Source organism: Gracilibacillus salinarum (assembly GCF_022919575.1).
GTDB lineage: Bacteria > Bacillota > Bacilli > Bacillales > Amphibacillaceae > Gracilibacillus > Gracilibacillus salinarum.
Genome location: NZ_CP095071.1, coordinates 1,802,633 through 1,825,951 on the forward strand (window position 1 = coordinate 1,802,633; position 23,319 = coordinate 1,825,951).

Genomic DNA, 23,319 nt, shown 5'->3' on the forward strand with positions numbered 1-23,319 from the left:
AATAGTTTACAGGAAAACAGAAATAAATTTAAGAAGTTTTAAAAAATACGTCCGCTTCTAATGAGTTATATGGGGGGATGACGTAGGTGTGACGGATGATGACTGCTGGGAAGGTCATCTATCGGACAACTCGATACTCCTACTCTTCCCTTTTGGCCGATTGGGGGCTTCTATCGGACAACTCGACGCTCCTTCTCTTCTTTTTTGGCCGATTGGGGGCTTCTACCGGACAACTCGACGCTCCTATTCTTTCCTTTTGGCCAATTGGGCACTTCTATCGCACAACTCGACGCTCCTATTCTTCCCTTTTGGCCGATTGGGCACTTCTATTGCACAACTCGACGCTCCTATTCTTCCCTTTTGGCCGATTGGGCACTTCTATCGCACAACTCGACGCTCCTATTCTTCCCTTTTGGCCGATTGGGGGATTCTATCGGACATTCACTCTTTTCCCACAATTAATGTTGTCCGGTTGAGCATAATAATACGATCAAATTATTACTCACGCTGAACCTGAGTTAAATTTATTAATCTAAATATGAGAAGAAGTCATCATATGACAGATATTCCATACAAAATAAATAGAATAGGCATTGGAATCAAACATCCAACACCTACTCCATACATTATTTTAATTCCACTTTAATAGCATCCATTTTAATCGGCTCTTCATTTGCACTTAATGTTCCAAATGGTACTAAAATGGAATAATCTCTATAATCAAACGTATCTTGATCTTTCCATTCAAAAATGGATTGAAAATGCAGACTGTCACCTTCTTGTAACGTTGCTTGATCACTTCGAATCCTGTATTCCAGCATGTTCATCATATCCAATTCTCCCGTTTCATCCCTTTGAACATTGTCAGATTTAATCATCATGATAAAGTTGGCAAAGCCTTGAATAATATCTGCTCGAAGCGAACCAGTTTCTACATTCTGTATGTGATAATCCAATATTAACTGTTCCCCCTCTTGCTGTATGCTATTTACCTTTATCGAATAGTCAAACCTGCTGCTTTCTATGGTAAAAGGAGGCGATTGGTTCATAGAATACACAGTATCTTCTTCTGATTTTTCTATTTCCGGTTGAATGATTAGATACTTGGCATCGTCACTGATCTTGCTATCAATTAAGTCTTGGTTATCTTCTAGAATAAAAGATTCACTTGTCTCTGTTGATACAACATTTGGGTTAAACGGTGATAAGCGATTTCCTTCACTATCCACCACTTTAATGTTTATATAATCCATTTCCCCATCCAAAGGCATTGTCGTCTGGTAATTTAATATCGTCGTCGCCTTGCCTTTCACAACAGACTCCATTTGAAGTGAGTATCCTGAACCTTCAAGCTCAGTCGTAGCTTCCGAATAAATCGTTTCTGATGGAATTTTCTCAACCGGCACATCAAACTTCCAACGGCCATTAACACTTGCCATATTCGTAAAAGTTAATGGCAACGTATCTTTTTCGAGTACATAACCATGATCATTATAAAATTCAATCGAAGCAATGTATCCATCTTCTGTTTCTTTTAAGCTTGACATGGTAGCAGACAACTGATTTTGATCTTTTCCGTCAAAAAGATGAAAGCGATAGCCTGCTTCTGGACCTTCCCCTCCAACACGATCCAATGAAAGTTTGTCACCTTTCGCATTAAAGGTAATACCAATGACATTGCCATCATAATAAGCACTTGTTATCGTGATATCTACTCCCTTACTCGTCGCTTTCTGATCAAGCTGCGTTACTAAATCACTTTCCAGTAACTCCTCACCGATTTGCATGCCAACCTTGTCATAAACAGAGCCTAACAGAGGAATAGAAGACAGGGCATATGAAATAGGTGCAAAAACGAAACCTGCTGCCAAGAATGCGATTGCCGCAATCGATGCTGCTGCACTTACAAGCTTGACCTTGGATCTTCTTTTCGGTACTTTTTCTTTACGGCCTTTCTCCATGCCTCGCTCTATTGCCTGAAATATTTCGCTCTTGGGAACTTCTATCTCATCGATTTCTTTATGTAAACGCTCTTTGCCCATGGTAATTCATCCCCCCAATACTTTTTTTCAATTCCATTTTTGCCCGACGTAAATAGGTTTTAATAGTGTTCGCGGGTTTCCCCATCGTTTCCGCAATCTCATCAATCGTAAAACCATGATAGTAAAATAAGATAATGACAGTTTGATAATGTTTACTTAAAGCGGAAATGGCGTTTAACATATCCATCTTCTCTTCTGCGTCCACATAACTATCGTCAGAAATATTACGGATAAGTTCCTCATCAAAAACGACTTTCTTTCGTTTGTTTATGACATCATAAGCCGTTCGGATCAGAATCTTTGTCAGCCAGGTATAAAAAAACTGCGGCTGCTTAACTTGATCAATGGATATAAAAGCCTTGTATATTGTTTCCTGAAGTACATCCAATGCATCCTCTTTGTTTCGGACATAAAGAAATGCAGTTTTGTAGAGCTTTTCACTCTCTTTTTTGACGAGTGTTTCAAATGCTTCTTCATTCCCGCTTATTGCTTTTTTTATTATAGATAAATCTTTCAAGTTGTTCCCTCCTTTCATCTGTTAGAGCAACCAGGGGGTGCAAAAGTTTCAAAAAAATGAGCTAGAAGAATTTTTTCTTCTAGCTTGGTTATGTATTGTCAGTTCAACATATAATCAACTTTTTTATGGCCACTTTTCGATGTTTTATGGCCACTTCGGCTACTTTAATGGCCACTTTTTGACGTTTTATGGCCACTTTTATTCATTTAATGGCCACTTTTGCAAAAATACCTATCACAAGAAACTTCTAAGTCCGTTCTAAAACTACTCCAATTCCTCATAAAATATAATTCTGTTTGAGAAAGGATCGATAACTGTTAATTCACTAGTACCCCAGGGTGTTTTTTCTATAGCAGGATTAGAGTACGGGTATTGCTTTTCTACTAATAAAGAATGAAAACTTTTTAAATCCTTTATTTTAATCCGAATAGCACCTCCAGGAGAAGCATCACCATAATGTTCAGATAAATGTATAACTGCATCGTTTAAGGAAACCTGAATATACACTGGCATATTTTCCGAATACTGATGTTCCCAGTCCTTTTTAAAGCCTAAATAATTGATATAGAACGAGTGAACTTTCTCCATATCAAAAATACGAAAGATTGGTATAACCATATGATATTGCACTCCTTTTTCATCGAAGTATCCGTTGCACTATTTTCGTCCTCCAAACGCCAAAACCAATTAAGGCACCGATCATGTTCAGGATAAAATCATCAATATCAAAACTGCCTCTTAATGTAACTAATTGTACTGTTTCAATAATGAGTAAAATGATACTCATTAAAACAGTGAATACTCGCCATTTATTTAGTTTTTCTATGAAAAATGGTACATAAATGCCCATAGGTAAAAATAGAAGTAAATTGCCAAACAGGTTTTCTATTGGAATATTAGCATTCATACTCCCATCAAACATAGCTCGAATATATGTACTCATTGTTTTGAATGGAACGAAATTGGAATTGAACCTTAACTTTTCTAACAACGAAAGATCGCTATACCAGTCACCACTCCCCCTGTTTAAAAAATACAAATAAATATAATATAAAACTAATGCTAAAGATAAACTTGATTGCCTTTTTCATTTTCTGCTCCAATCAGCGATAAACTTCTCATGATCTTTCCAATGAAGTGAGATGTTATAACTTTTATGGCCACTTTATCATCTTGCCTAGCGAAATTCTCAATCATTATTTAATACACCATACCCACTTTGTACGATCTCTCCGTCTTCATAATTATATAAATAAATTTTATCCTTTTCATCTTCAAATATGACGCTTGCTGTTATTCCAGGCTTAGATCTTGATACACTTATTTTCTCAATTTCCTCATCCTGATAACCATTACTTTCTAAATAGTCAATCACATCGCTCTCCATACTGTGTTTTATGTATATATCATAGGAAAACCAGATTAGTATCAGGAATAAAAGAATACTAAAAACAAAATACCTCTTTTTTACTTTACGAACATTCATTGTATCCCTCACTGATTATTGTTATCTATTGTCTTTAAGTAAGCTGCATACATAAGTAACATAAGGCCACATTTTATGGCCACTTTTCGATGTTTTATGGCCACTTTTATTCATTTTATGGCCACTTTCAGCAGTTTTATGGCCACTTCTACTAAAATTACTAGTCAAAAAAAAGCTGATCAGCCGTATATTCACTACTCTCAATTTCTTTTCTTATTGATTCTTCCAGGCTGGTGTCCACATTCTCGTCTGCCCAAATATTCACTTCTAATTCTTTGCTTTCAGCTGAGATTACTTCCACATTGACTTTCGTATTTTCAGGTAAGTATTTCTGTACGATTTTTGTTATATCTTCTGTTGCTTTTAAGTTAAACGTTTCAAACTCGTATCCATCCGTAATCTCTTTGTTTTGAATATCTTGCCCTACATAAAGTGAGACTTCAATCAGTGGGGGATTTGTCCCACTGATTGCTAGCGAAACTTATCAGGAAGTTATCGTCCGTTCCCCCCACTTAGCTTCTTGTTTTATCTCTTGAACCTTAATATGGGGGGATTACGGACGGTTAGCGCCGTGATAAAATAACATGGCTGGATGATTCACTTCGAATGCTTCTGCGGAATAAGTACCATGCATGAGATCATATGACATACTATCGATTTCAAAATCTTGCTGGTGGGTATCCTCTAAATAATTCTCGAACGCTTTGTTATATTTATATAAACTCCAAGGTGATCCATAATTAATAAAAAAGATAAGACTACCAATCAAGAATACAGACAGCCAGAAGATTTTGGATTTTAATAGTTTCAGTTTATTCACTCCTAGTTTTTACAATCTATCCATTCAAATGAAGAATGCTGCTCTGGGCATTGTTATTCTTTTTAAGATAGTCTTCCTGGAGAATGCCACAGATTGCACAGTCCTTATACTGGCTCTTGGCATTGCGGATCATATGTCTGATTACTCCTTCTCTCTCCATACCAGCATTGCTCATCATTTTTCCAGAAGCAGGGTTGTCTATATTATGTGCTGCAGATATTTTGTGGATATTCATATGGCAAAAACCAAATTCCACCACAGCTTTGAGTGCTTCCGTTCCATATCCCTGATTCCACCACTTGGGTCCTATTGAATAGCTTACCTCACAGTTTTCAGTGGCATTATCAAACTGATAGAGATCGATTTCGCCGATAAGTTCACGGCTGTCTTTCAACATAATTCCCCAGTAACAAAAATCTTTATTTCCGTATTGGCCGACTATCTTTTCCATTCTCTCCATGGTCTCCGATACTTTTTTATGTGCTGCGTTGATCCGATTGTCGGCTACCCGTTCGTCTGAAAGCCAGTGGTCAAACACACTTTGCACATCTGTAAGTGCTAATCTTCTAAGTATTAAACGATTTGTTTCTATGATTGGGGTTCCTAAATAGTTGATCATTTAATCACCTGAACTATTGTAAGTATTTTTTTAACCTCTCCATATTTTCTGCCAAAAACAAAGCATTTTTTTCAATTCCTCTACGTTTACACCAGCCGATGCTATTGAAGGCATCGGTAAATCGATAAAAAGGAAGGACATTTTCAAGATTAATCAATGGTCTAACACTGGTGTAGCCTTCTTGGTATGCGTGATATAAGCGATCATCATAACTTAAATAATCGCGATACAGTTTAGTAAAATCAATTTCTGTTGAACCAAATCTTACGCTCTCAAAATCTATTACTCCTGAAACATTGTCATGATCAACAATTATATTGGCTGGTCGAAAATCCATGTGGATGAAACTTGGTCCATCCGGTGAAGGTAGTTGTTGTTTCATCACTTCAAATTTATCAATGGCTCTCTTATATAATTGTTCATCTATAACGCCCCTTACATCTTCAGCAAAATTCAAGAATTGCTGTTCGATGAAACTGGACCATTGCCAAAATTCATTTTTAATACCCGTTAATTTTTGCTCGGGAGGAGGTTGAATAGCATGCATTTCAGCATGAAGAACTCCAATCTGGTACGCTATTGATGGTGTAGATTTAGAAGTTAATGGCTCTCCCTTTAATTCAGATAATAAAAAAACACCCGTACACTCCTCATCACCTGTCCAATAATCTAGCATATCAGGGGTTGAAACGCTTCCTTTTAAGATTTTATAGGCTTCTAGCTCGCGTTGAAACTTTAAAGTTGTAAAAGGAATTTTCAAATAAACATTTTCACCAGTATACAAATTACATTTATATACGGTTGAACTTGAACTATGAGAGTCCTCAACTTCATTCATTGTTCGCACTCGTAATCCAAATTGATCAATGGCTCGATTTAACACCGCACTTCCCCCTCCCTGTAAAAAATAGCAAAGCTGGTTATTTTCTATTTCTCGAAAAACCAATCAATGCAATAATCAAACAAAACATACTAACAGCCCAGGCAACGCCGGCTATACCGATTCGAAAGGAAATCTCTTCGGATGCCATGGGATGATTGTAGTCAAAACCAATAGCCTGCAGTGCAAAATATACGGAAATAATCAATGAAAAGAAGTGTAACAATGTCCATATGTATCCGAAGCTATTATGCTTATTTTTTATCCAAAGGAACAATGTAACGATAAGAGCGATTCCCATCACAATTGAAAAACCAGCAATTAACAAGCCGATTACTTCCTGTTCTAATGGCATAAAATTACACCTCCTCAAATCCAGAAATCCCACGCATGACGTATCATTAATTTTTTTCTAAACGATTTACGTATTTGATTAAAAAATACAGCATGATCCACGGAAGAATAAATTTTGTAGCCCATTCTATTACATTAGGTATGATGGATGACGTATTTATGCCAAAATAAGGGGGGATGAACAAAAGAACAAATAAAGTGATAAGAGCTATGATTACATTTTTCATATTAAACACCTCCTTGCACTCTTTTTGTTTTTAACGCTGGTTCAATCTAAGATGTACATATGTTTATTTTAACATAATATTCCAATAGATAGTTTGAAATATAGAAATTCATCTCTCTTTTTTCCAAATCAGATAGAAAGAGCTAACTCTTTTACGAAAAGTTAGCTCAAGATTTACCAAAATAACACTATCCCCAAGCCGTTTATTAGAAAACTCCGCATTCGCCTCGTCTGTTAGTAAGTTTCTTATACTTGGTACATACTTTTTCACAACGTCGAACTTCTTCATTGCTAAAATTTTCCTACACTATAAAAAAGACTGGGCTTTTAATTTTTCAACCTCTACCTCAATTGTTGCTACATCAACCCTTTCGAATAGTGGTTTCACATGTTTTAATTTGGAATCATATCTTTCAATTGGTTTCCATTGAAATTCCGATATGTTTAAGCTCTCTTTTATTTCACTACTTGAAAATGGAAGAAATGGACTTAATAACTGAGCCATATTTGCAATGATATATACACAAGTGGCTAATGTATTATTACATTCTTCAGGAGAATCTTTCACCTGAACCCATGGCTGTTGATGATCAAAATACTTATTGGCATGCCGGATATATTCAAATAAAATATCCAATGCTTGTTTGAAGTGCGTTTCTTCGATCAGCTTACCTATCTCAGTATACAAATTCTTAATTTCGTCCTTGATAGACGCATCCACTTTAGCGTATGGAATTCTTCCATCAAAAGATTTTTCAATAAATTTTAACGTTCTATTGATGAAGTTACCATATGCACCTAATAGTTCGCTGTTATGACTGTAGACAAACTCTCTCCACGAAAAATCGGAATCTCTATTCTCAGGAGCGTTTATTGTTAAGAAATAGCGTATGGAATCTGGATGATATTTCTCAAGCAGATCCGGTACCCATACTGCCCAATTTTTGCTTGTAGACAGCTTCTTCTTTTCAACTGTTAGATACTCATTGGAAACAATATGAGTAGGCAAAGCTTCAAGCTTTACCCCTAACAAAATCGATGGCCAAATAATCGAATGAAATGGAATATTATCCTTCCCGTGTATATAATATGAGATTGTATCTTTACTCCAGAAAACGGAATCATCTCTTTTATGTTCTTTCGCCCATTTTCTACTGACTGAATAATAGCCTGATACAGCTTCAATCCACACATAAAATTTTTTATCTTCATAACCATGTACTGGTACCGAAACGCCGATTGGCAAATCACGTGATACAGCACGGTCATGCAATCCTTCTTTCAAATATCTTGCCGTTAATTGGTTTGCATTGTCACGCCACAAACCATTACTCCTAGCGTTATCAGCATACTGTTGTAACGGTTCTTGAAATGTACTTAATTTAAAGTAGAAGTGTTCAGTATTTCTTGTAGTTGGAACATCGCCGCATAGTTTACATTTCTTATCACGAAGGTCTAATGGTTCTAAGATTTTGGAGCAATGATCACACTGATCCCCTCTTGCATCCTTTACACAATTCGGACAAAGCCCCTCCACAAATCGATCAGGTAAAAACTGGTCACACGTTGTACAATATGCCTGTTCCACCGCTTTCTGATAAATTTTTTCGTTTTCTACTAATTTCAAAAAGATTTCCTGAACAGTTTTATGATGATGTGCAGAGTCGGTACGCGTATAACAATCATAGGTGAAACCAAGCTTCTCAAAGCATTCACTAAATTCCTCATGGTATTTATCAGCAATTTCCCTTGGAGTCACACCTTCCTGCTTTGCTCTGATTGTAATAGGAGTTCCATTACAGTCGCTTCCTGAGACATAAAGGACATTATCCCCCTTTGCTCTGTAATATCGTGCTAAAATATCTCCTGATAATAAACTGGCAATATGCCCTAAATGCATGGAACCATTTGCATAGGGCCAAGCCCCTCCAATGAATACGTTCATATCACTACCTCCTTTTAATCTACAAAAAAAACCTCGCCCTAAGACAAAAACGCTTGTCAAAGGACGAGGTTATACTCGTGTTACCACCTTTTATTTACTAATCACTCACATGATCAGCCTCGATAAGTACGGAACATTACATGCTCTTATACCCTGACATTTATAACGAGTGCCAAATCTCGTCATAACCTAACTTCAAAAAAGTTCAGCTATGCAGCTCAGAGACCATGTTCAATTAACGAATCCTTGCTTCTTTTCAGCTGCCGAAGCTCTCTGTATAAGGATGAACATTAATTTACTCTTCTCTTCCATGCCTTTTCCATTTAATATTACCTTATTATTACATTTTCTTTTGGATAAAACAACATCTGATTTTATTATTGTACATTTTTATTTTATAAAGTGAGACTTCAATCAGTTGGGATATTACGCTGTGATAAAATTCTTCCGTATTATTTTTACGAGGAAACCCTAATATAATACCCATCTGGATCAATCAGCCTAAAATCAGATAATCCCCACGGCCTTTCTTTTAATGGAGTTTCTATCTTATAATCTGTTGATAACACTCTTTCATATGTTCCTTCCAGATCCTTAACTTCCAGGACAATTTCAACACCTTTACCATTTGGCTGGTTACCTTCTGTTTTTAATGGATGTGACTGTTCAAGCTTCTCCAACTTCGCAAGTCCGATTACGACATTTCCGTTTGTAATTGGAGTATACTTTTCATTTATACCAGAAGGTGCTGTAAAACCAAGAACCCTTTGATAGAAATGAACGGTTTCTTCTATATTTTTTACGAATAGCTCCAGTCTTAGCTTCATGATACACCACCATTTTAAAATTTTGCCAAGCTTCTTTCACTCAAAACCATCACCAGTCGTCCGCTCATAAAAAGTAACAAACCAATCAAAATTATGTATAAATGCACGATGAAGCTGATCAAATCTCTTGTCAAGCTCGCTTCTGGACAAATAGTTTTGATGTTCCATTTCAACGATACTGTCTTCTAATGATAATAGATTTCTAATTACGTTCACTAAGTATCCTCTTTGCTCTCCTTCATAATCTCCTTGAACAACAAGGTCTAGTAATGCTCCCCTTACTTGCTTTACCTCAGAAAGCATCCCCTCTAAATCCCCTGCATCAAAGGACACAGCGTCCTTACTAATTAACCATTCGTTCAAATATAGGCAGGACATACTCGGTACTGTCTATTGTCAGATTTACATCATTATTAGCTGAATCTTTTTCATAGGTTGCTTTAAATTCACTTAAAACTTCTTCATAGCTCTTCCCATTGAATAAGATTTCGTCAGGTTTATAAGCATAACTTTTGTTGATACTGAAAGGCGAGTAGGGATAAAACCAATTCATCGAAAAAAAGATAATAGCTACACCAATTCCCACCAGTACCAGACTGACGCTTTTTCGCTTTACGCTCATTTCAACTTCTCCTTACTCTCATTACAGTTTGATATTACGTTCCTCTTTATTTGATCAACCCCTCATCTTCTTGCTCAGCTTCCATTCTGTCGGCATCTATATTCTTTTGAAACCATAATTCCTCAATAGACTGATAAGCTACTTTTATAAATAGAATAACAACTATCAAAAATAAAATATCCATTAAAATATTAAAAAGATATTGAATATAAATACCGATGAATGGGATATCTGATAGCAAAGGTAAATCCATTTCACCTATCTTATGGATACCGAATACTAATATTAAAGTTATAAGTATCTTAACTAAGTCATTGTATAGATTATTCAATTGGTACCCCCCCCTTTTTCATCTTTAAACCGTCGTCGCCGAGGATGTTGCTGCCTGGTCAGCTTTCACACAATCAATCGCAACAACGAGGGCAATAATAACGCTCTCCATTTCTTCCTTTATTACTTGAACCTTGTAGCTGTCTCCCCACGAGAACCACTCTTTGCCAACTTCAGCTACCGTTTCCCCATGCTGCAGCACTTGAAAATCCATATCCCACCAATTACCATGTACTTCAATCCCTGCTGCATCAATTGTATATCGCGCTTTTAAGGAGGAAAATTCCTTTTTGATCGTTAATACCTCCTGACCGTTTACCTCCACCAAAAATTTTGGCAAAAAGCTGAACGGCTTTTTCGTAATGCATGCGATTTGATCTCTCGCTGTATTCAGTATGGAGAAAGTCTTTGGCACTTTCATGAAGCTTCCCTCCACATCATATACATCATTCTCCTGCTCATCTTTCACTGTGAATTTTTCGCTTAAACTGAACACTTTTTGTTTTATAAAAAGCTGTTTCATCCTATTCCCTCCTAGTGATTTACATGAAGTTATCCTCATAAATAACTTCCCCATCATTATTCAATCCTCGTAATGTTCTTGCTTTATAGTCATCTTCCATGTCGTTCCAATGAAATAAGAACATGCGATGATCTTTTAATTGATACGTTAACGTTTCAATATCTTCTCCAGGTACGCCTTTTCCTCTACTATCCGCTATTGACACATCCAGTTCTACTCTGCTTATTTCCGGGTTGGTCACAATACCATAATATTGCATCAACCTGTAATCTTCATTAATCAAGGTACCACCCCAGGAATAGTTAATATCTTGATCCTCTTTTATCTCTTCCCCACCAGCACCGCTTCCTGGTCCCCAGAAAATGCCGGCATGTTTATTAATTAAAGTAGCTGAAAACCAGTTTTTATAGGTAGACAGAAAAATCTGGACATCCTCTAAATCTACTTTTTCTAATACTTGTGATGGACCATAGTAAATAGTCCGTTCCGATTTTTCAAAGGCCGCTTCTGGGGAAAGCTCGTAATATGTAATATAAGGGATTCTATAATCACAAAAAAGATTAACAGACAGGCAATGGTCCATTCTATTATCGCTTGTATTACTGTTCGATTCATTGTGCTCCCCCCTGGTCTATTGAAAATTAAGTTTGAAACATTCGATCAAACCATTCGAACTTTATTTCTATTGTCTCTACATTTGCTGCTAGAGGTTCATAGTGAACAACCGTATACTGCCCCCATGTTTCACCTGAAGATGAGCTGCTTGTTACTGGATAACTATTACCTTTATCATCTTTTAATTCAAGTGCAGATTCCGGAAATGACCAGCCATTTTCTTCCTTATGCACTTCTAAAATTAAGGAGGTTTCCTCTGGTGCTAATACAAGATGCTTGAATAAAATATCATCACCTTCCAAGTTTACCTTTTTATCTAAATCGATAAGAACCGCATCTCCGTTATTCACTTTATTTTCAATATTCTCTGGCAGCCCATTCGTCATCCCTGAAAAAAAAGAAACAATATTGGGTATAAGTACAATTATACAAACGATTATGATAAGGCGCCGAATCCATACTCCCATTCCATCAACTCCAACTTTTTTATGCCCTTTGCAAATATACGTCGCAAACTCATTTATATGTTAACATAAATAACCATTTTTGGAGGGGAATGATTCAAAAAGGATAATCCTCATTAACGTCGAACTATTATAGTAATAAGAACAAAGGAGCATGCTCATGTATACTATTTTTGATCGATCTCATACAGAGACGATCATAAAACGGATAGATCGATTAAGTGAACATTCCCGACCAAAATGGGGGAAAATGAATGTCGCCCAAATGTTAGCTCACTGCTCTGCCTTCCAAGATATCGCTATAGGAAATACTTCTCCTCCAAGAGGTTTGTTGGGTATAGTAGTAGGAAGAATGGCAAAACCGATCTTTTTTAACGACAAGCCGTTGCCAGTAAATATGTCTACCATTCCAAGCCTATTAATTGCAGATGACAAGCATTTTGAAAGAGAAAGGGAAAGACTTAAACAGAAAATACTGACATTCCAACAAAATGGTCCAGAAAAATGCACAAGTCATCCTCATCCATTTTTCGGGAAACTAACTCCTGAACAGTGGGGGAAAGGAATCTTTAAGCATCTTGACCATCATTTGAAGCAGTTTGGTGTTTAGGCACTGAAGAAATGCACGGACTGCTTTTCATGGAGGGATCGTAAGAATTCTATTATTATAATATGTCTGAGATCCCTTCTTCTATTTCTTTCATAATTTGATATGCTCCATGAGATTTGTTAGAACATATTACTGTTTTGATACATGTGGTAGGATAAAATGCTGAATGAAAACTAACTCCTGGGTCGTATCCCATAATATGAAATTTAATAATTTCCTCTTCCTTCTTTTCAATCCATACACCATAACCATAATAGCCATTTTCATCATCGGTTCGTACATATGGTGTTAGTAGCTTTTTAGTATGTTTTTCGTTAAGTAGTCTGTTGTCGAAGAGAGCCTCCCATAAGCTTACCATATCGTTTACGGTGACATATGCTCCACCATCTGATCCACCTTTTACAGGTAATGAGTAAATATTTGTTTTCCACTTACCATCTGGAAGGTCGATATACCCTAGTGCTGTATGTAATGGAAGAGAATCGAATTCGAAATAACCTGAGCAACTCATTCCCGCTTTCTTAAAAATATTTTCTTCCACATATTCAGAGAATGTAACCTGGCTAACTTGCTCCAAAATTAAGCCAAGTAAAATATAGCCTGCATTATTATAATGAAAGCTTTCTCCTACTTTTAATTTCATAGGCTGGTTTTGGAAAAGTGGTAAGAAATCTATTACATTTCTCATAAGATACATGGGGTGCTTCACCCACAACTCCTCAAAATCGTCCATTACTTCTTCATCAAAATAATCAGGAATTCCTGCCGTATGTGTTAACAGATGATGAACAGTTATTTCTTTATCAAAATTCGGGAAATATTCATTAAGACAGTCTTCCAATTTTGTTTCATAAGAGAGCTTTCCAACTTCCACAAGCTGACAGATTGCTATGGCTGTAAAAAGTTTGCATCCCGATGCAATACCATATCTTGTATTTCTAGTATTTTCGATTTGCTCAGACCGATTAGAATATCCATAACTTAATTCGGTTACTATTTCATTATTTCTCTTAACAAGCATGCTTCCAGAAAATTTTACTTTTTCATGAATTGCGTTTATACGATTGGTAATAGGTACATGCATTATAATCGCTACCTTTCTATTTCATAGATTCTTTCACTATACATTCACTTTAGCATAATATTCCATATAAGCGACAAAAAAAGACCATCGAAAATCAATGATCTTTTCCTATTTATTAGCTTTACCAGCTGGTCTGTTAGGTGTTAAGAATGAAGGGCTGCTGATGTTGTAGATAACGACGGAAGGTCAGTTGATTGACTCTTTCCTAGTAAACTGTCTCACCCATTATTCACCGCTAACTCCAAAGCATCCAATGGTTCCACCGTCTCCTCATTAATCGTATAAACCGTGCTTCCCTCTTGCCATTTTATAGTAGTCTCTGGATGCTGACTAAATCCATTGATCACAATTGTTCCGCGACGATCTGGTGCCGGTAGATAATGTTCCTCCAAATAATTAACTACTTCCTTGGCCAATGCTTCACCGTTTTCATAATTTTCGATTGCATTCGCCGGATCTGACGGGAAGTCCACTCGGATGTACCAATTCCCTTCATTCCAGGAGACGTATTGATGACCGGCTGCACCTTCCGTAAATCCTTTCATCCCATGGCCCAGATCTGTATTGGTTTGCTCAACTTCCTGATAAGTGTCTAATACATCCAGTGCTTCCTGTTCAGAGGGGTAATCAGCTTCTTCTACCGGTTCCATTCCATCGTCTTGCTGATCATTATTGGCTGTATTTGGTTCATTACTCGTATCTGCTTGTTGGCTAGCATTATTAGAATCCGTTTGTTCTTCTGCTTCTGCAGCAGCATCAGAATTCGTTGCCTTATCGTCCTCAGAAGAAGCAGTCTCATCTGTTCCAGGGTTGTCTTCCGTCTGTTGCTCCTGCTCCTGACAGGCGGCCAGGACAAGGCCTGCAAACAGAATCATCAGAAAAGCAACCTTTTTGTATTTGAAAACCATTTTTTCCCTCCTTATCTTTATAAGATGTTTTCCCGAGTCACATCAAAGTAAACAAATCAGCTGACTTTATTGGCCTATTGTGAAATTGTAATTCCTTATTTATGAATAATTTCTTTAATACTCCTCAAATTTATTAAATAATTCATTTATTTGTTTTTGATTTCCTGCAATAAAGAAATCATCTTGATAGGTACCAATACGGACTGCTACGCATTAATTTCTCATTTTCGGAAAATATAAATTCGAATTATTTTTTCAGAAAGGATTTACTTATGTCCAGCATCCTTTTAATTTTCTTATTACAAATAATCTATGTGCCTACATTATCGCTTCGTATTATTTTTGTTGTTAAAAACATGAGCGTATTAGCTGCTGTTTTTGGGTTTATAGAAGCGTTAATTAATATATTCGGATTATCATTGTTCTAAGTGGTGAGCAAAGTATTCCAGAGATGCTTGTTTATGCCCTTGGTTTTTCAGCAGGAATCTTTTTAGGGAATTACATTGAAAATAAGTTGGCTTTAGGCTATACAACCCTTACTGTTAACTTACCGAATAGGAATCAGGAACTTATTTCCGCGCTTCGGAACAATGGGTTCGGCGTAACCGTATTTGATGGGATGGGAAAAGATAGTATCCGTTATCAACTCCAGATTTTAACGAAAAGAAATGCAGAAAAATTTGTAACAAACCTAATAGATATATATGAGCCGAATGCCTTTATCATTTCTTATGAGCCACGAAAGTTTAAGGGAGGATATCTATTAAAAGTAATGAAAAAAACAAAGAAAAGAAATTCAAAAGTATAGTAATCGATCTTCTGTTCCACATAAAACAACAAACCTGACACGCCTCTGACCGACAGTAGATTTAATAATCTGATTTCAAAATGCGAGAAAGAATATGTAATGTAAAAAGACAAGAATTATCGGAATCACGACATCTCATTAAAAAATGTTATCACGCTTAGTAAGTTTTAGATATCTCCCCCTGCTGTGATCAATGCGAAAGTATGAGAAGTAACTGTCCAAATCATCACCCATTGGACAAATGCTGAAAGGAATATAGATTAAAATAAATTCAGATCAGAGAATGCACCTAAAAATGGCTGTTATTATCACAACACACTTTTGACCGGTTCTTACAATTTCACAGAAGAAGCCGCTTATGAGAATCAAGAACGAACAATTACTACCAATTTGTAATGAAAATCAGACAAATAAAGTAGCTGATGTAACAATTATGTACTATAGTGACTATAAAGCATATGAATAAGAAATTTTTATAAATCCATACAATCCTTAGAAAACACCCAAAATACAAAAAAGGTAAAGACACCTCAAGCGTCTTCACCTTTTTTAAAATTAGCTTATCTCCTAGATTCTAAGAATTCCCCGCTGTCATAACGTTCTTGTATCTCTTCTAAATACTTATCACCACCACGTTGCTTCCAATCCTCGATTACCTGTGCCCAAGTATCCACCGATTCTTCGCCTGTAACAATTTTCGCCATTTTTTCTAATAAAAATGGTGCAGGTTTATCAGACGAAGCCTGAAGTTGTGGTGTGCTATCTAAAGCCTCTATTGCAGTGTTGAACCTTATACCGTCACGGCCTTCCTCTGCCAAGATGGTATCATAGGTGTTCATTAAATCTTTACCTTCTTCTGAAAGCTCAAGCAGATTAGCATAATATGTGGTATCTTTCACCATCCATAACCAACCAGTACGATATCTTTCAATGTTTATTTCTTCATTTGTTGATGGCTGATTATAATTTACCTGGTCTCCATCCAATGTATAGTCTTCACCTTCTATACCATAAGAGAAGTATGTTTCTGCTTCTTCCGTTAACATCCAATCTAAGAATTTAATAATTTCGACTACCTTATCTTCTGCATCCTTATTAATCATAAATGATCGTTGAACATCGCCATACAGATAGTGTCCACCGCTGCCATCCGGACCTCGAGGAGATGGAATAATTTCTATATCTGCTTCAGGTACACTTTCTTTAATTTGTGCTTCCCATTGAAGTAATTCATTAGCGTTCATCGTCCACATGCCACCGTTACCAGATAGACCAGCATTTTTGTAGTCATTATATTCATGTGTTAAAAATTCACTGTGAATAAGACCTTCCTCGTACATCGTTTTATAAGTAGTAAGGGCTTTCGTCATGTTTTCCACGTCAAAGAACTTGGGTTGTATCTTCCCATCTACAACTTCTAATTGCGATTCATACGGAAACACATCATAAGAGCCAAAGAATGTGTCCGCATATTTAAATTCAGCACGTCCAATATATGGCTCTTTCACACCCATTTCTTTAAACTTTCGAAGTACATCCAGTGTTTCTTCTACTGTCCATGCTTCTTCAGGTGTTTTTGGAACTGGAATGCCTGCTTCTTCCAGTAAATCTGCACGGACAATGGTCGCTCTTCTTGACGGGTTCCCTAAGAATTCAGGGATTGCATAAATTTTCCCATCTTCAAATGTTACCGATTCCCAAACCGATTCGGGAACCTGTTCCATTAAATTTGGTGCATGTTCTTTAAGTAAATCCCCAAGCGGAAGGAAAACACCTGCTCTCACCGCATCTCTCAAGGTCGAACCTCCGCCATATGCACCTGAGGTAGAAACAACATCCGGGATATCGCCTGATGCAAACATTAAATCCATTTTCTGTTCAAACTCATTATGAGGTACCAGTGTGATATCTAAATCCACATTCGTCATTTCTTCTAACTTATTCACATACTCATCCTCATTAATATTCGGATGATTTTCTACATGGGTAAAGGCCAACGTTCTCATAGAAATAGAAATATCTGTTGGTTCAGACGAATCTGTTTCAGGGTCATTTTCACCAGATTCCGGGTTAGTACTCTCAGATGATTGGCATCCCATCACAATAATCACTAAGAAACCAACAAAAAGCAAAAATAACGACCTGTTAAAAAACTTCTTTTCTTTCATAAATAGACCTCCTTTGTATTTGAACAATATCATTATAAAATGAAGCGCTTTCAAATACGTAGTGTTTTCTTTAGGTCGGTTTGTGAATATTTATTATTTTCTTTAACTAATGACAAGACTTCTACTCTTTTATAGAACCAATCATTACGCCTTTGACAAAATGTTTTTGCAGCAATGGATATATAATTAAAATGGGAATGGTTGCTATAATAATAGTAGCCATTTGTATACCTTCAGTAGAATTCATAAAAGCTGCGGACATCGTTGTTTCCACATCAATATTTAAATCATCGGTTTGAATGAGCTGTCTTAATTTTACTTGCAAAGGATATAAGCTCGGATCGTTTAAGAAATACAAAGCAGTCTGATAACTGTTCCAATGGTAGACCCCATAAAATATTGTCATGGTAGCCATGACGGGTTTAGAAAAAGGAAGTACAATTTTCATCAGTATTCCCATTTCAGAACATCCGTCTATTCTGGCTGCGTCAATTAAAGAAGGGGGAATCTGAACAAAAAATGATCTCATTACCAAAAAGTTAAACGCCGAAATAGCATTTGGAATCATTAAAGCCCATAACGTGTTAATCATCCCTAACTCTTTAATTACCAAATATGTTGGAATAAGTGGCGCTGAAAAAATCATAGTGAATAAAACACCAAGCAGCACTAATTTCCTTCCTTTATATTCTGCTCTGGATAATGGATAAGCCAGTGAGGCAGTTGCAATTAGGTTGATACCTGTACCAACTACCGTAATCAAAACCGAAATACCAAACGCTCTCCAAATCGAGGCATCCTGAAATACATAAGCATAGTTTGTCAAATCCCATTCAACAGGCCAAAAAAACACATCACCCTCTGCAATCGCACTGCCCGAACTGAACGACTTCGCTAAGATATGGACGAAAGGTAATATCATGGTTAAGGAAATTAACGTGACAAAAGTATAATTAAATATATTAAAGATTTTGCTTCCCGTACTGAGTTTGCTGTTCATCTTTCATTCCTCCCTAGTATAAACTATTTCCTGTCGCTTTTTTACTTAAGAAATTGGCTATCATAATAAGAAATAAACCAATAAGCGACTTAAATAACCCCATTGCGGTGGTAAGACTGTATTGAGCATTAAGGAGACCGATCTCATATACATAGGTATCTATAATATGTCCGGTACCTGAATTTAAAGGGTTAAGAAATGTGTAGATTCTTTCAAATCCAAAGTCCATAAATTGACCTATTTGTAACAAAAATAAGATAGTAATTGTCGGTAAAAGTGAAGGTAATGTAATACTTACCGTTTGTTGCCATCTATTTGCTCCATCTACCTTTGCTGCTTCATATAATTCCGGATTGATACCCGAAAGTGCGGCTAAATATATAATGGTTCCCCAGCCAATGCTTTGCCACATACCTGAGGTGATGAGAATCGGTCTGGTAAAGGCTTCACTGCCAAAGAAATAAACCGAATCGAAACCTAGTGCTTCAATTAACGTGTTTACTATCCCTGTTGAAGGTGAAAGTATCGTAATAAATAAACCGCTTATGATAACCCATGACAGAAAGTGTGGCATATATACAATGGTCTGAATAACTCTTTTGAAATACACGACTCTTATTTCGTTTAATAGCAATGCTAAAATGATTGGTGCTGGAAAATTAAACAAAATATCATAAAAGCTTATAATAAACGTATTTTTTATAATCTGGAAAATATCAGGATTATTAAACATGGTAATAAAATGCTCAAATCCAACCCATGTACTTCCTAAGAAACCGAGAAAAATATTATAATCTTTAAACGCTATAATGGAACCCAACATAGGTACATACTTAAAAATAATAAAATAAAAGATACCCGGTAATGACATTACATACAGTGCCTTAAACTTTTTTATATGAGACCAGACTGTTCTTTGTTTTGACTTAACATTTAATTTTGCTGAAGATTCATTTGCTAACACTTTGCTCATGAAATCTCCCTCCTTTTTTTCTGGATACTTTTATAAAGTGAGACTTCAATCAGTGGGGGGTTGACCCCCACTGATTGCTAGCGAAACTTATCAGGAAGTTAGCGTCCGTTTATCCCCCACTTAGCTTCTTATGTATCACTCGAATCTTGAAGTGGGGGTATTACGGACGGTTAGCGCCGCGACCAAAAGAAAACGCTTGCATTTAAGGTTGTTCTTTTGTAAAAATGGATGCACTCTGAACATATCCCCTCCGTTTCTATAATGTATAACTTTATCCTACTTAATTTAAAGAACGGCTACTATGGTTTTGTTTTACTCGGTTTGTGTTTTCTTTAGTTTTTCTGTAAAAGAAGCCTCAAAAAATAGGAATGATGTTAAGTGGAACTGTATAGCACTGCTTCAGCTAGGCTGCAGCTTGCACAACTTCTTTGCTGCCTAGTACCGAGGAAACTCACTCCAAAGAGAACCTGCGACACAGGCACAGACAAAGTGGAACTTCAGCAGGAGCTGACGTATGTAGAGTCTTCACACCTTTCCTACTCTCTAGGAAGTGCTACAACGTATAGAACAGAATGATGTAGACAAGCAAAAAAACCTTGAGAGATATTTTTACTTTCCCTCAAGTTTTTTTTGTATTCGGAATTACTATAATAATTTTCGTTCCGCAGTCCTCTTTACTCTCTATTTGTATGCCATATTCTTCTCCAAAGATAAGCTGAATCCTGCGATGAACGTTCTGTAAACCTATTCCATCCGTATCGATGTGGGTAGGATTATTTTTAAGTTGTAACTCCAGCTCCTCCAAACGAGATTTCTTTATCCCTGTTCCGTTATCTTCAACCATGATATAGAATAAATCATCTTTTTCTTTTGCATCAATTGTAATCTTTCCATTAGCCAGCCCTTTATTAAAACCATGACCGATTGCATTTTCCACCAGCGGTTGGAGACTGAGTTTAACAGCATCCTTTAATAATTGATCGGGATCTATTTTTATATCCAGAGCGATATTTTCTTGCATCCGGTGTTCATGAATCGTTAAGTAATTTCTTACATGTTCCAATTCTTCCACTATTGTCACTACTTCTAAATTCTTCACCGAATATCTGAACATATAAGCCAGACTGTCTGCCATTTCAGATATTTCATCTGCACCTTTTATCACCGCATAAGCATTTATCGTTTCTAAAGTATTATATAAGAAATGTGGATTTATTTGAGCTTGCAAAGCATGTAACTCGTTTTTTTGCCACTCTAATTCTCTCTGTTGTATTTTCAGTTGTGTCTTCTGATTATTTAATTCCGTATAGTACACTTTATCGATTAACTTTTTCAGTTCATCAATCATTTGGTTATAGCTGTTTACCAGACCGATCATTTCATCTGTTCCATTCATTATAGGAACCTTTGTCCAAATCCCTTTTTCCATCTTTTTTAAATGCTTCTGTAATATACGAATGGGACGAACTATTCTTCTTGTGAAGTTATAACCCAGTATTAATGCGATTAAAACAGCAAGCGTTCCAGTTACAATAGTAGTTGTCCGTATATTGGAAATTGGCCTGAATAATTCAGACTTTGGAATCGTAATGACCGTTTTCCAATTGGTATAATCAGAAGTATGATAATAATAAAACATCTCATTGTCTGCTGAAGAACTGAAAAAAGATCCTTTTTCTTTTTTATTTAATTGTAATTGCACTTCCTCATTAATATAAGTGCCAAACAATGAGGAATCAGGATGATAAATCAACTTTCCTTCATCATCAACAATCATCAATTTACTTCCTTCTTTCATATCAGTAACAGACCAATACTCCATGATTGTCTGAAAGGAAATGTCCACCCCAAGAATTCCTCTTGGCTGAAAATTTTTATCTCTGATCTTCCGTGTATAAGTAATCACTAACTCGCCATCAATATTTTTTCTGGGAGTGATAACGACCTTACCCGAATCAGGTGCTTCCTTCTTAAGATAATCATATACCTGATCAGTAGGAAAAGGAATAGTCGGTGCATAGTACCGATTCTCGGATAGGACGGAATGTCCGCTATCCGTAATGATATAGAGTATATCAATGGCAGGATTCTGCTTCTGAATCTCCCTCATCTTATTCGTTATTTCTGTGTATATTTCATACCTGTCGAATGCCTGATTCGAATTCAGGTCTAAATATCGTTTTACATTTTCGTCTGTCACCATTGGTAATGTAATAAGTTCATAATCTTTTAAAAAACGATCCACTTGCATATTAGTGACAGAAATATTCTGATTTAGATATTGCTCTACCTGGTTTTGAATCGAGTTAGATGACTGCATATATATAATGCTAGACATAAAAAGTAATGGAAATAAGATAACGATTATAAAAAAAAGAAAAAGCCTCTGAAATAAGTTCATTTCATTGAAACGCTTCATGTACAGGAAATACCTAAACGCTGTTTATACTCTGAAGGCGTATAACCGGTATATTTTTTAAAACTTTTTGTAAAGTGTGGTAAATCACTGTACCCAATCTCATTCGAAATATCAATTATACGCATAGCATCCATCTCTAGTAATTCTTTTGCTTTCTCCATACGAATCTTTCTTCTAAATTCAACAAAGCTTTCGCCCGTTTCTTTTTTAAATAACTGACTGAAATAAGTAGGGTTAAAACCGAGTTTATCTGCGACATCGGATAAATTGAGACGTTCCTCCAGGTTCTGTTCGATAAATTCTTTTGCTGCATCAATAGGATCAATAACATTCCCTTTCCTTTTCATTCTAATCTTGTCGATAATAAATAGACAACTTTCGATGAAACTTCTCTCCAGCTCCTCCTTAGTTCTGCCCTTTACCCATAGTTCATCGTTAGTTAAATCTTTTATTCCTTTCGATTTCAAACGACTGACAAGTATCTCTAATACTTCTTTGAGAAAATTGTGATATATCTTTAAATTAATCGTGTGTTCAGGCAACTTGCACACCCATTGGGAAAAAAATCCCTTCATTGCTTTTACGTCCAGGTTCCAAATAAATCCCCCTAACTTTTCAAGGATATATTGGGTTTCCATGATACTTATGAAAGAATTCTCTGTATTTTCACGGTTAGTCAATAAGCGCTCAATAGTCTCATTCATTTTCTTTCTTGTCACTGGCTTAAGAAGATAGTCTTTCACACCATATTGAATAGCCTGCCTCGTGTATTCAAAATCATTAAAACCGGAAATAACTACCCATTGAGAAATCGTCTTCTTCTGCGACCATTTACTAATTAATTCAAATCCATTCATTTCTGGCATTTTTATATCTGTAAATATAAAATCGAAGGAGTTAGATTGAAGATACTCAATGGCTTTCACACCATTATTAGCCATAAAGATAGTAGGTTGCTCGTTATCTGGATATTCATAGTCCTTTAACAGGAAAGATATTCCTTTTAAAATCATTGGTTCATCTTCTACAACTAAAATATTCATTACCTTGCCTCCCTTTTAAGTAATCGCTTACATTAT

25 protein-coding genes, 1 pseudogene and 1 other annotated feature are annotated in these 23,319 nt (G+C 36.2%); of the genes and pseudogenes, 2 read left to right on the forward strand and 24 right to left on the reverse strand.

Annotation, left to right across the window (positions count from 1 at the left end):
- Positions 1–626: 626 nt before the first annotated feature.
- The 17 genes from MUN87_RS08445 to MUN87_RS08525 all read right to left on the reverse strand — a co-directional run bounded on the left by MUN87_RS08445 (position 627) and on the right by MUN87_RS08525 (position 12,273).
- Positions 627–2,042 (reverse strand): DUF4179 domain-containing protein, encoded by a 1,416-nt coding sequence (locus tag MUN87_RS08445; protein WP_244747271.1) that lies wholly within the window; start codon positions 2,040–2,042, stop codon positions 627–629.
- Positions 2,020–2,559, reverse strand: a complete 540-nt coding sequence (locus tag MUN87_RS08450; RefSeq protein WP_244747272.1) for a sigma-70 family RNA polymerase sigma factor — start codon at positions 2,557–2,559, stop codon at positions 2,020–2,022. The genes MUN87_RS08445 and MUN87_RS08450 overlap by 23 nt, the downstream gene beginning before the upstream one ends.
- A gap of 264 nt (positions 2,560–2,823) precedes the next feature.
- The gene (locus tag MUN87_RS08455) at positions 2,824–3,177 is read right to left on the reverse strand and encodes a glyoxalase superfamily protein (RefSeq protein ID WP_244747273.1); all 354 of its coding nucleotides are present in this window, start codon (positions 3,175–3,177) and stop codon (positions 2,824–2,826) included.
- A gap of 19 nt (positions 3,178–3,196) precedes the next feature.
- Positions 3,197–3,598 carry a VanZ family protein gene (locus tag MUN87_RS08460; protein WP_244747274.1) on the reverse strand — a complete coding sequence of 134 codons (402 nt, stop codon included), beginning with the start codon at positions 3,596–3,598 and terminating at the stop codon, positions 3,197–3,199.
- A gap of 150 nt (positions 3,599–3,748) precedes the next feature.
- Positions 3,749–4,045, reverse strand: coding sequence for a DUF3139 domain-containing protein (locus MUN87_RS08465; RefSeq protein ID WP_244747276.1), 297 nt, complete (start codon positions 4,043–4,045; stop codon positions 3,749–3,751).
- A 553-nt stretch (positions 4,046–4,598) separates the two neighbouring features.
- On the reverse strand, positions 4,599–4,865 hold the full coding sequence (locus tag MUN87_RS08470) for a hypothetical protein (RefSeq protein ID WP_244747278.1): 267 nt from the start codon (positions 4,863–4,865) through the stop codon (positions 4,599–4,601).
- A 16-nt stretch (positions 4,866–4,881) separates the two neighbouring features.
- Entirely contained in the window at positions 4,882–5,484 is a 603-nt protein-coding gene (locus MUN87_RS08475; protein WP_244747279.1) for a GNAT family N-acetyltransferase, read from the reverse strand.
- A gap of 13 nt (positions 5,485–5,497) precedes the next feature.
- Entirely contained in the window at positions 5,498–6,367 is an 870-nt protein-coding gene (locus tag MUN87_RS08480; RefSeq protein WP_244747281.1) for a phosphotransferase family protein, read from the reverse strand.
- A 37-nt stretch (positions 6,368–6,404) separates the two neighbouring features.
- Positions 6,405–6,719 carry a hypothetical protein gene (locus tag MUN87_RS08485; protein WP_244747282.1) on the reverse strand — a complete coding sequence of 105 codons (315 nt, stop codon included), beginning with the start codon at positions 6,717–6,719 and terminating at the stop codon, positions 6,405–6,407.
- Between the two features lie 532 nt (positions 6,720–7,251).
- Positions 7,252–8,889 carry a methionine--tRNA ligase gene (gene metG / locus MUN87_RS08490; protein ID WP_244747284.1) on the reverse strand — a complete coding sequence of 546 codons (1,638 nt, stop codon included), beginning with the start codon at positions 8,887–8,889 and terminating at the stop codon, positions 7,252–7,254.
- 56 nt (positions 8,890–8,945) lie between these two features.
- Positions 8,946–9,209: a binding site (T-box leader), on the reverse strand.
- Positions 9,210–9,347: 138 nt separating this feature from the next.
- Positions 9,348–9,716, reverse strand: a complete 369-nt coding sequence (locus MUN87_RS08495; RefSeq protein ID WP_244747286.1) for a VOC family protein — start codon at positions 9,714–9,716, stop codon at positions 9,348–9,350.
- A 36-nt stretch (positions 9,717–9,752) separates the two neighbouring features.
- Positions 9,753–10,079: a hypothetical protein gene (locus tag MUN87_RS08500; protein ID WP_244747287.1), complete on the reverse strand. Its 327-nt coding sequence runs from the start codon at positions 10,077–10,079 to the stop codon at positions 9,753–9,755.
- A complete protein-coding gene (locus MUN87_RS08505) occupies positions 10,060–10,338 on the reverse strand; it encodes a hypothetical protein (protein ID WP_244747288.1) in 279 nt (92 codons plus the stop codon). Before MUN87_RS08505 ends, MUN87_RS08500 begins: the two co-directional genes overlap by 20 nt.
- Before the next feature lie 46 nt (positions 10,339–10,384).
- Positions 10,385–10,669, reverse strand: a complete 285-nt coding sequence (locus MUN87_RS08510) for a hypothetical protein (RefSeq protein WP_244747289.1) — start codon at positions 10,667–10,669, stop codon at positions 10,385–10,387.
- 24 nt (positions 10,670–10,693) lie between these two features.
- Complete coding sequence (locus tag MUN87_RS08515; protein WP_244747291.1) at positions 10,694–11,191, reverse strand: LURP-one-related/scramblase family protein; 498 nt, start codon at positions 11,189–11,191, stop codon at positions 10,694–10,696.
- Between the two features lie 19 nt (positions 11,192–11,210).
- Entirely contained in the window at positions 11,211–11,774 is a 564-nt protein-coding gene (locus MUN87_RS08520; protein WP_244747292.1) for a hypothetical protein, read from the reverse strand.
- Between the two features lie 58 nt (positions 11,775–11,832).
- Positions 11,833–12,273, reverse strand: coding sequence for a DUF5643 domain-containing protein (locus tag MUN87_RS08525; RefSeq protein ID WP_244747294.1), 441 nt, complete (start codon positions 12,271–12,273; stop codon positions 11,833–11,835).
- Positions 12,274–12,430: 157 nt separating this feature from the next.
- Here MUN87_RS08525 and MUN87_RS08530 point away from each other — a divergent pair, with 157 nt between their 5' ends.
- Positions 12,431–12,880, forward strand: a complete 450-nt coding sequence (locus MUN87_RS08530; protein ID WP_244747295.1) for a DUF1569 domain-containing protein — start codon at positions 12,431–12,433, stop codon at positions 12,878–12,880.
- Between the two features lie 55 nt (positions 12,881–12,935).
- Here the strand turns inward: MUN87_RS08530 and MUN87_RS08535 are convergent, their stop codons facing one another.
- Positions 12,936–13,964, reverse strand: a complete 1,029-nt coding sequence (locus MUN87_RS08535; RefSeq protein WP_244747297.1) for a serine hydrolase domain-containing protein — start codon at positions 13,962–13,964, stop codon at positions 12,936–12,938.
- 218 nt (positions 13,965–14,182) lie between these two features.
- Positions 14,183–14,872 (reverse strand): hypothetical protein, encoded by a 690-nt coding sequence (locus tag MUN87_RS08540; RefSeq protein ID WP_244747299.1) that lies wholly within the window; start codon positions 14,870–14,872, stop codon positions 14,183–14,185.
- 272 nt (positions 14,873–15,144) lie between these two features.
- Here MUN87_RS08540 and MUN87_RS08545 point away from each other — a divergent pair.
- A pseudogene (locus MUN87_RS08545) lies at positions 15,145–15,680 on the forward strand (DUF2179 domain-containing protein).
- A 560-nt stretch (positions 15,681–16,240) separates the two neighbouring features.
- Here the strand turns inward: MUN87_RS08545 and MUN87_RS08550 are convergent.
- The 5 genes from MUN87_RS08550 to MUN87_RS08570 all read right to left on the reverse strand — a co-directional run bounded on the left by MUN87_RS08550 (position 16,241) and on the right by MUN87_RS08570 (position 23,283).
- Positions 16,241–17,848 (reverse strand): extracellular solute-binding protein, encoded by a 1,608-nt coding sequence (locus MUN87_RS08550; RefSeq protein WP_244747300.1) that lies wholly within the window; start codon positions 17,846–17,848, stop codon positions 16,241–16,243.
- 121 nt (positions 17,849–17,969) lie between these two features.
- Positions 17,970–18,848 (reverse strand): carbohydrate ABC transporter permease, encoded by an 879-nt coding sequence (locus MUN87_RS08555; protein ID WP_244747302.1) that lies wholly within the window; start codon positions 18,846–18,848, stop codon positions 17,970–17,972.
- A 13-nt stretch (positions 18,849–18,861) separates the two neighbouring features.
- Complete coding sequence (locus tag MUN87_RS08560; protein WP_244747303.1) at positions 18,862–19,821, reverse strand: ABC transporter permease; 960 nt, start codon at positions 19,819–19,821, stop codon at positions 18,862–18,864.
- A 619-nt stretch (positions 19,822–20,440) separates the two neighbouring features.
- Positions 20,441–22,141, reverse strand: a complete 1,701-nt coding sequence (locus MUN87_RS08565; protein WP_244747305.1) for a sensor histidine kinase — start codon at positions 22,139–22,141, stop codon at positions 20,441–20,443.
- A 95-nt stretch (positions 22,142–22,236) separates the two neighbouring features.
- Positions 22,237–23,283, reverse strand: a complete 1,047-nt coding sequence (locus MUN87_RS08570; RefSeq protein WP_244747307.1) for a response regulator transcription factor — start codon at positions 23,281–23,283, stop codon at positions 22,237–22,239.
- Positions 23,284–23,319 lie beyond the last annotated feature (36 nt).

Coding starts and splice junctions, on each gene's coding strand:
- MUN87_RS08570 (WP_244747307.1), bottom strand. CDS start 23,283: ATGAATATTTTAGTTGTAGAAGATGAACCAATGATTTTAAAAGGAATA.
- MUN87_RS08525 (WP_244747294.1), bottom strand. CDS start 12,273: ATGGGAGTATGGATTCGGCGCCTTATCATAATCGTTTGTATAATTGTA.
- MUN87_RS08565 (WP_244747305.1), bottom strand. CDS start 22,141: ATGCAGTCATCTAACTCGATTCAAAACCAGGTAGAGCAATATCTAAAT.
- MUN87_RS08455 (WP_244747273.1), bottom strand. CDS start 3,177: ATGGTTATACCAATCTTTCGTATTTTTGATATGGAGAAAGTTCACTCG.
- MUN87_RS08475 (WP_244747279.1), bottom strand. CDS start 5,484: ATGATCAACTATTTAGGAACCCCAATCATAGAAACAAATCGTTTAATA.
- MUN87_RS08485 (WP_244747282.1), bottom strand. CDS start 6,719: ATGCCATTAGAACAGGAAGTAATCGGCTTGTTAATTGCTGGTTTTTCA.
- MUN87_RS08515 (WP_244747291.1), bottom strand. CDS start 11,191: ATGAAACAGCTTTTTATAAAACAAAAAGTGTTCAGTTTAAGCGAAAAA.
- MUN87_RS08465 (WP_244747276.1), bottom strand. CDS start 4,045: ATGAATGTTCGTAAAGTAAAAAAGAGGTATTTTGTTTTTAGTATTCTT.
- MUN87_RS08495 (WP_244747286.1), bottom strand. CDS start 9,716: ATGAAGCTAAGACTGGAGCTATTCGTAAAAAATATAGAAGAAACCGTT.
- metG (WP_244747284.1), bottom strand. CDS start 8,889: ATGAACGTATTCATTGGAGGGGCTTGGCCCTATGCAAATGGTTCCATG.
- MUN87_RS08555 (WP_244747302.1), bottom strand. CDS start 18,848: ATGAACAGCAAACTCAGTACGGGAAGCAAAATCTTTAATATATTTAAT.
- MUN87_RS08535 (WP_244747297.1), bottom strand. CDS start 13,964: ATGCATGTACCTATTACCAATCGTATAAACGCAATTCATGAAAAAGTA.
- MUN87_RS08550 (WP_244747300.1), bottom strand. CDS start 17,848: ATGAAAGAAAAGAAGTTTTTTAACAGGTCGTTATTTTTGCTTTTTGTT.
- MUN87_RS08530 (WP_244747295.1), top strand. CDS start 12,431: ATGTATACTATTTTTGATCGATCTCATACAGAGACGATCATAAAACGG.
- MUN87_RS08560 (WP_244747303.1), bottom strand. CDS start 19,821: ATGAGCAAAGTGTTAGCAAATGAATCTTCAGCAAAATTAAATGTTAAG.
- MUN87_RS08505 (WP_244747288.1), bottom strand. CDS start 10,338: ATGAGCGTAAAGCGAAAAAGCGTCAGTCTGGTACTGGTGGGAATTGGT.
- MUN87_RS08520 (WP_244747292.1), bottom strand. CDS start 11,774: ATGGACCATTGCCTGTCTGTTAATCTTTTTTGTGATTATAGAATCCCT.
- MUN87_RS08540 (WP_244747299.1), bottom strand. CDS start 14,872: ATGGTTTTCAAATACAAAAAGGTTGCTTTTCTGATGATTCTGTTTGCA.
- MUN87_RS08445 (WP_244747271.1), bottom strand. CDS start 2,042: ATGGGCAAAGAGCGTTTACATAAAGAAATCGATGAGATAGAAGTTCCC.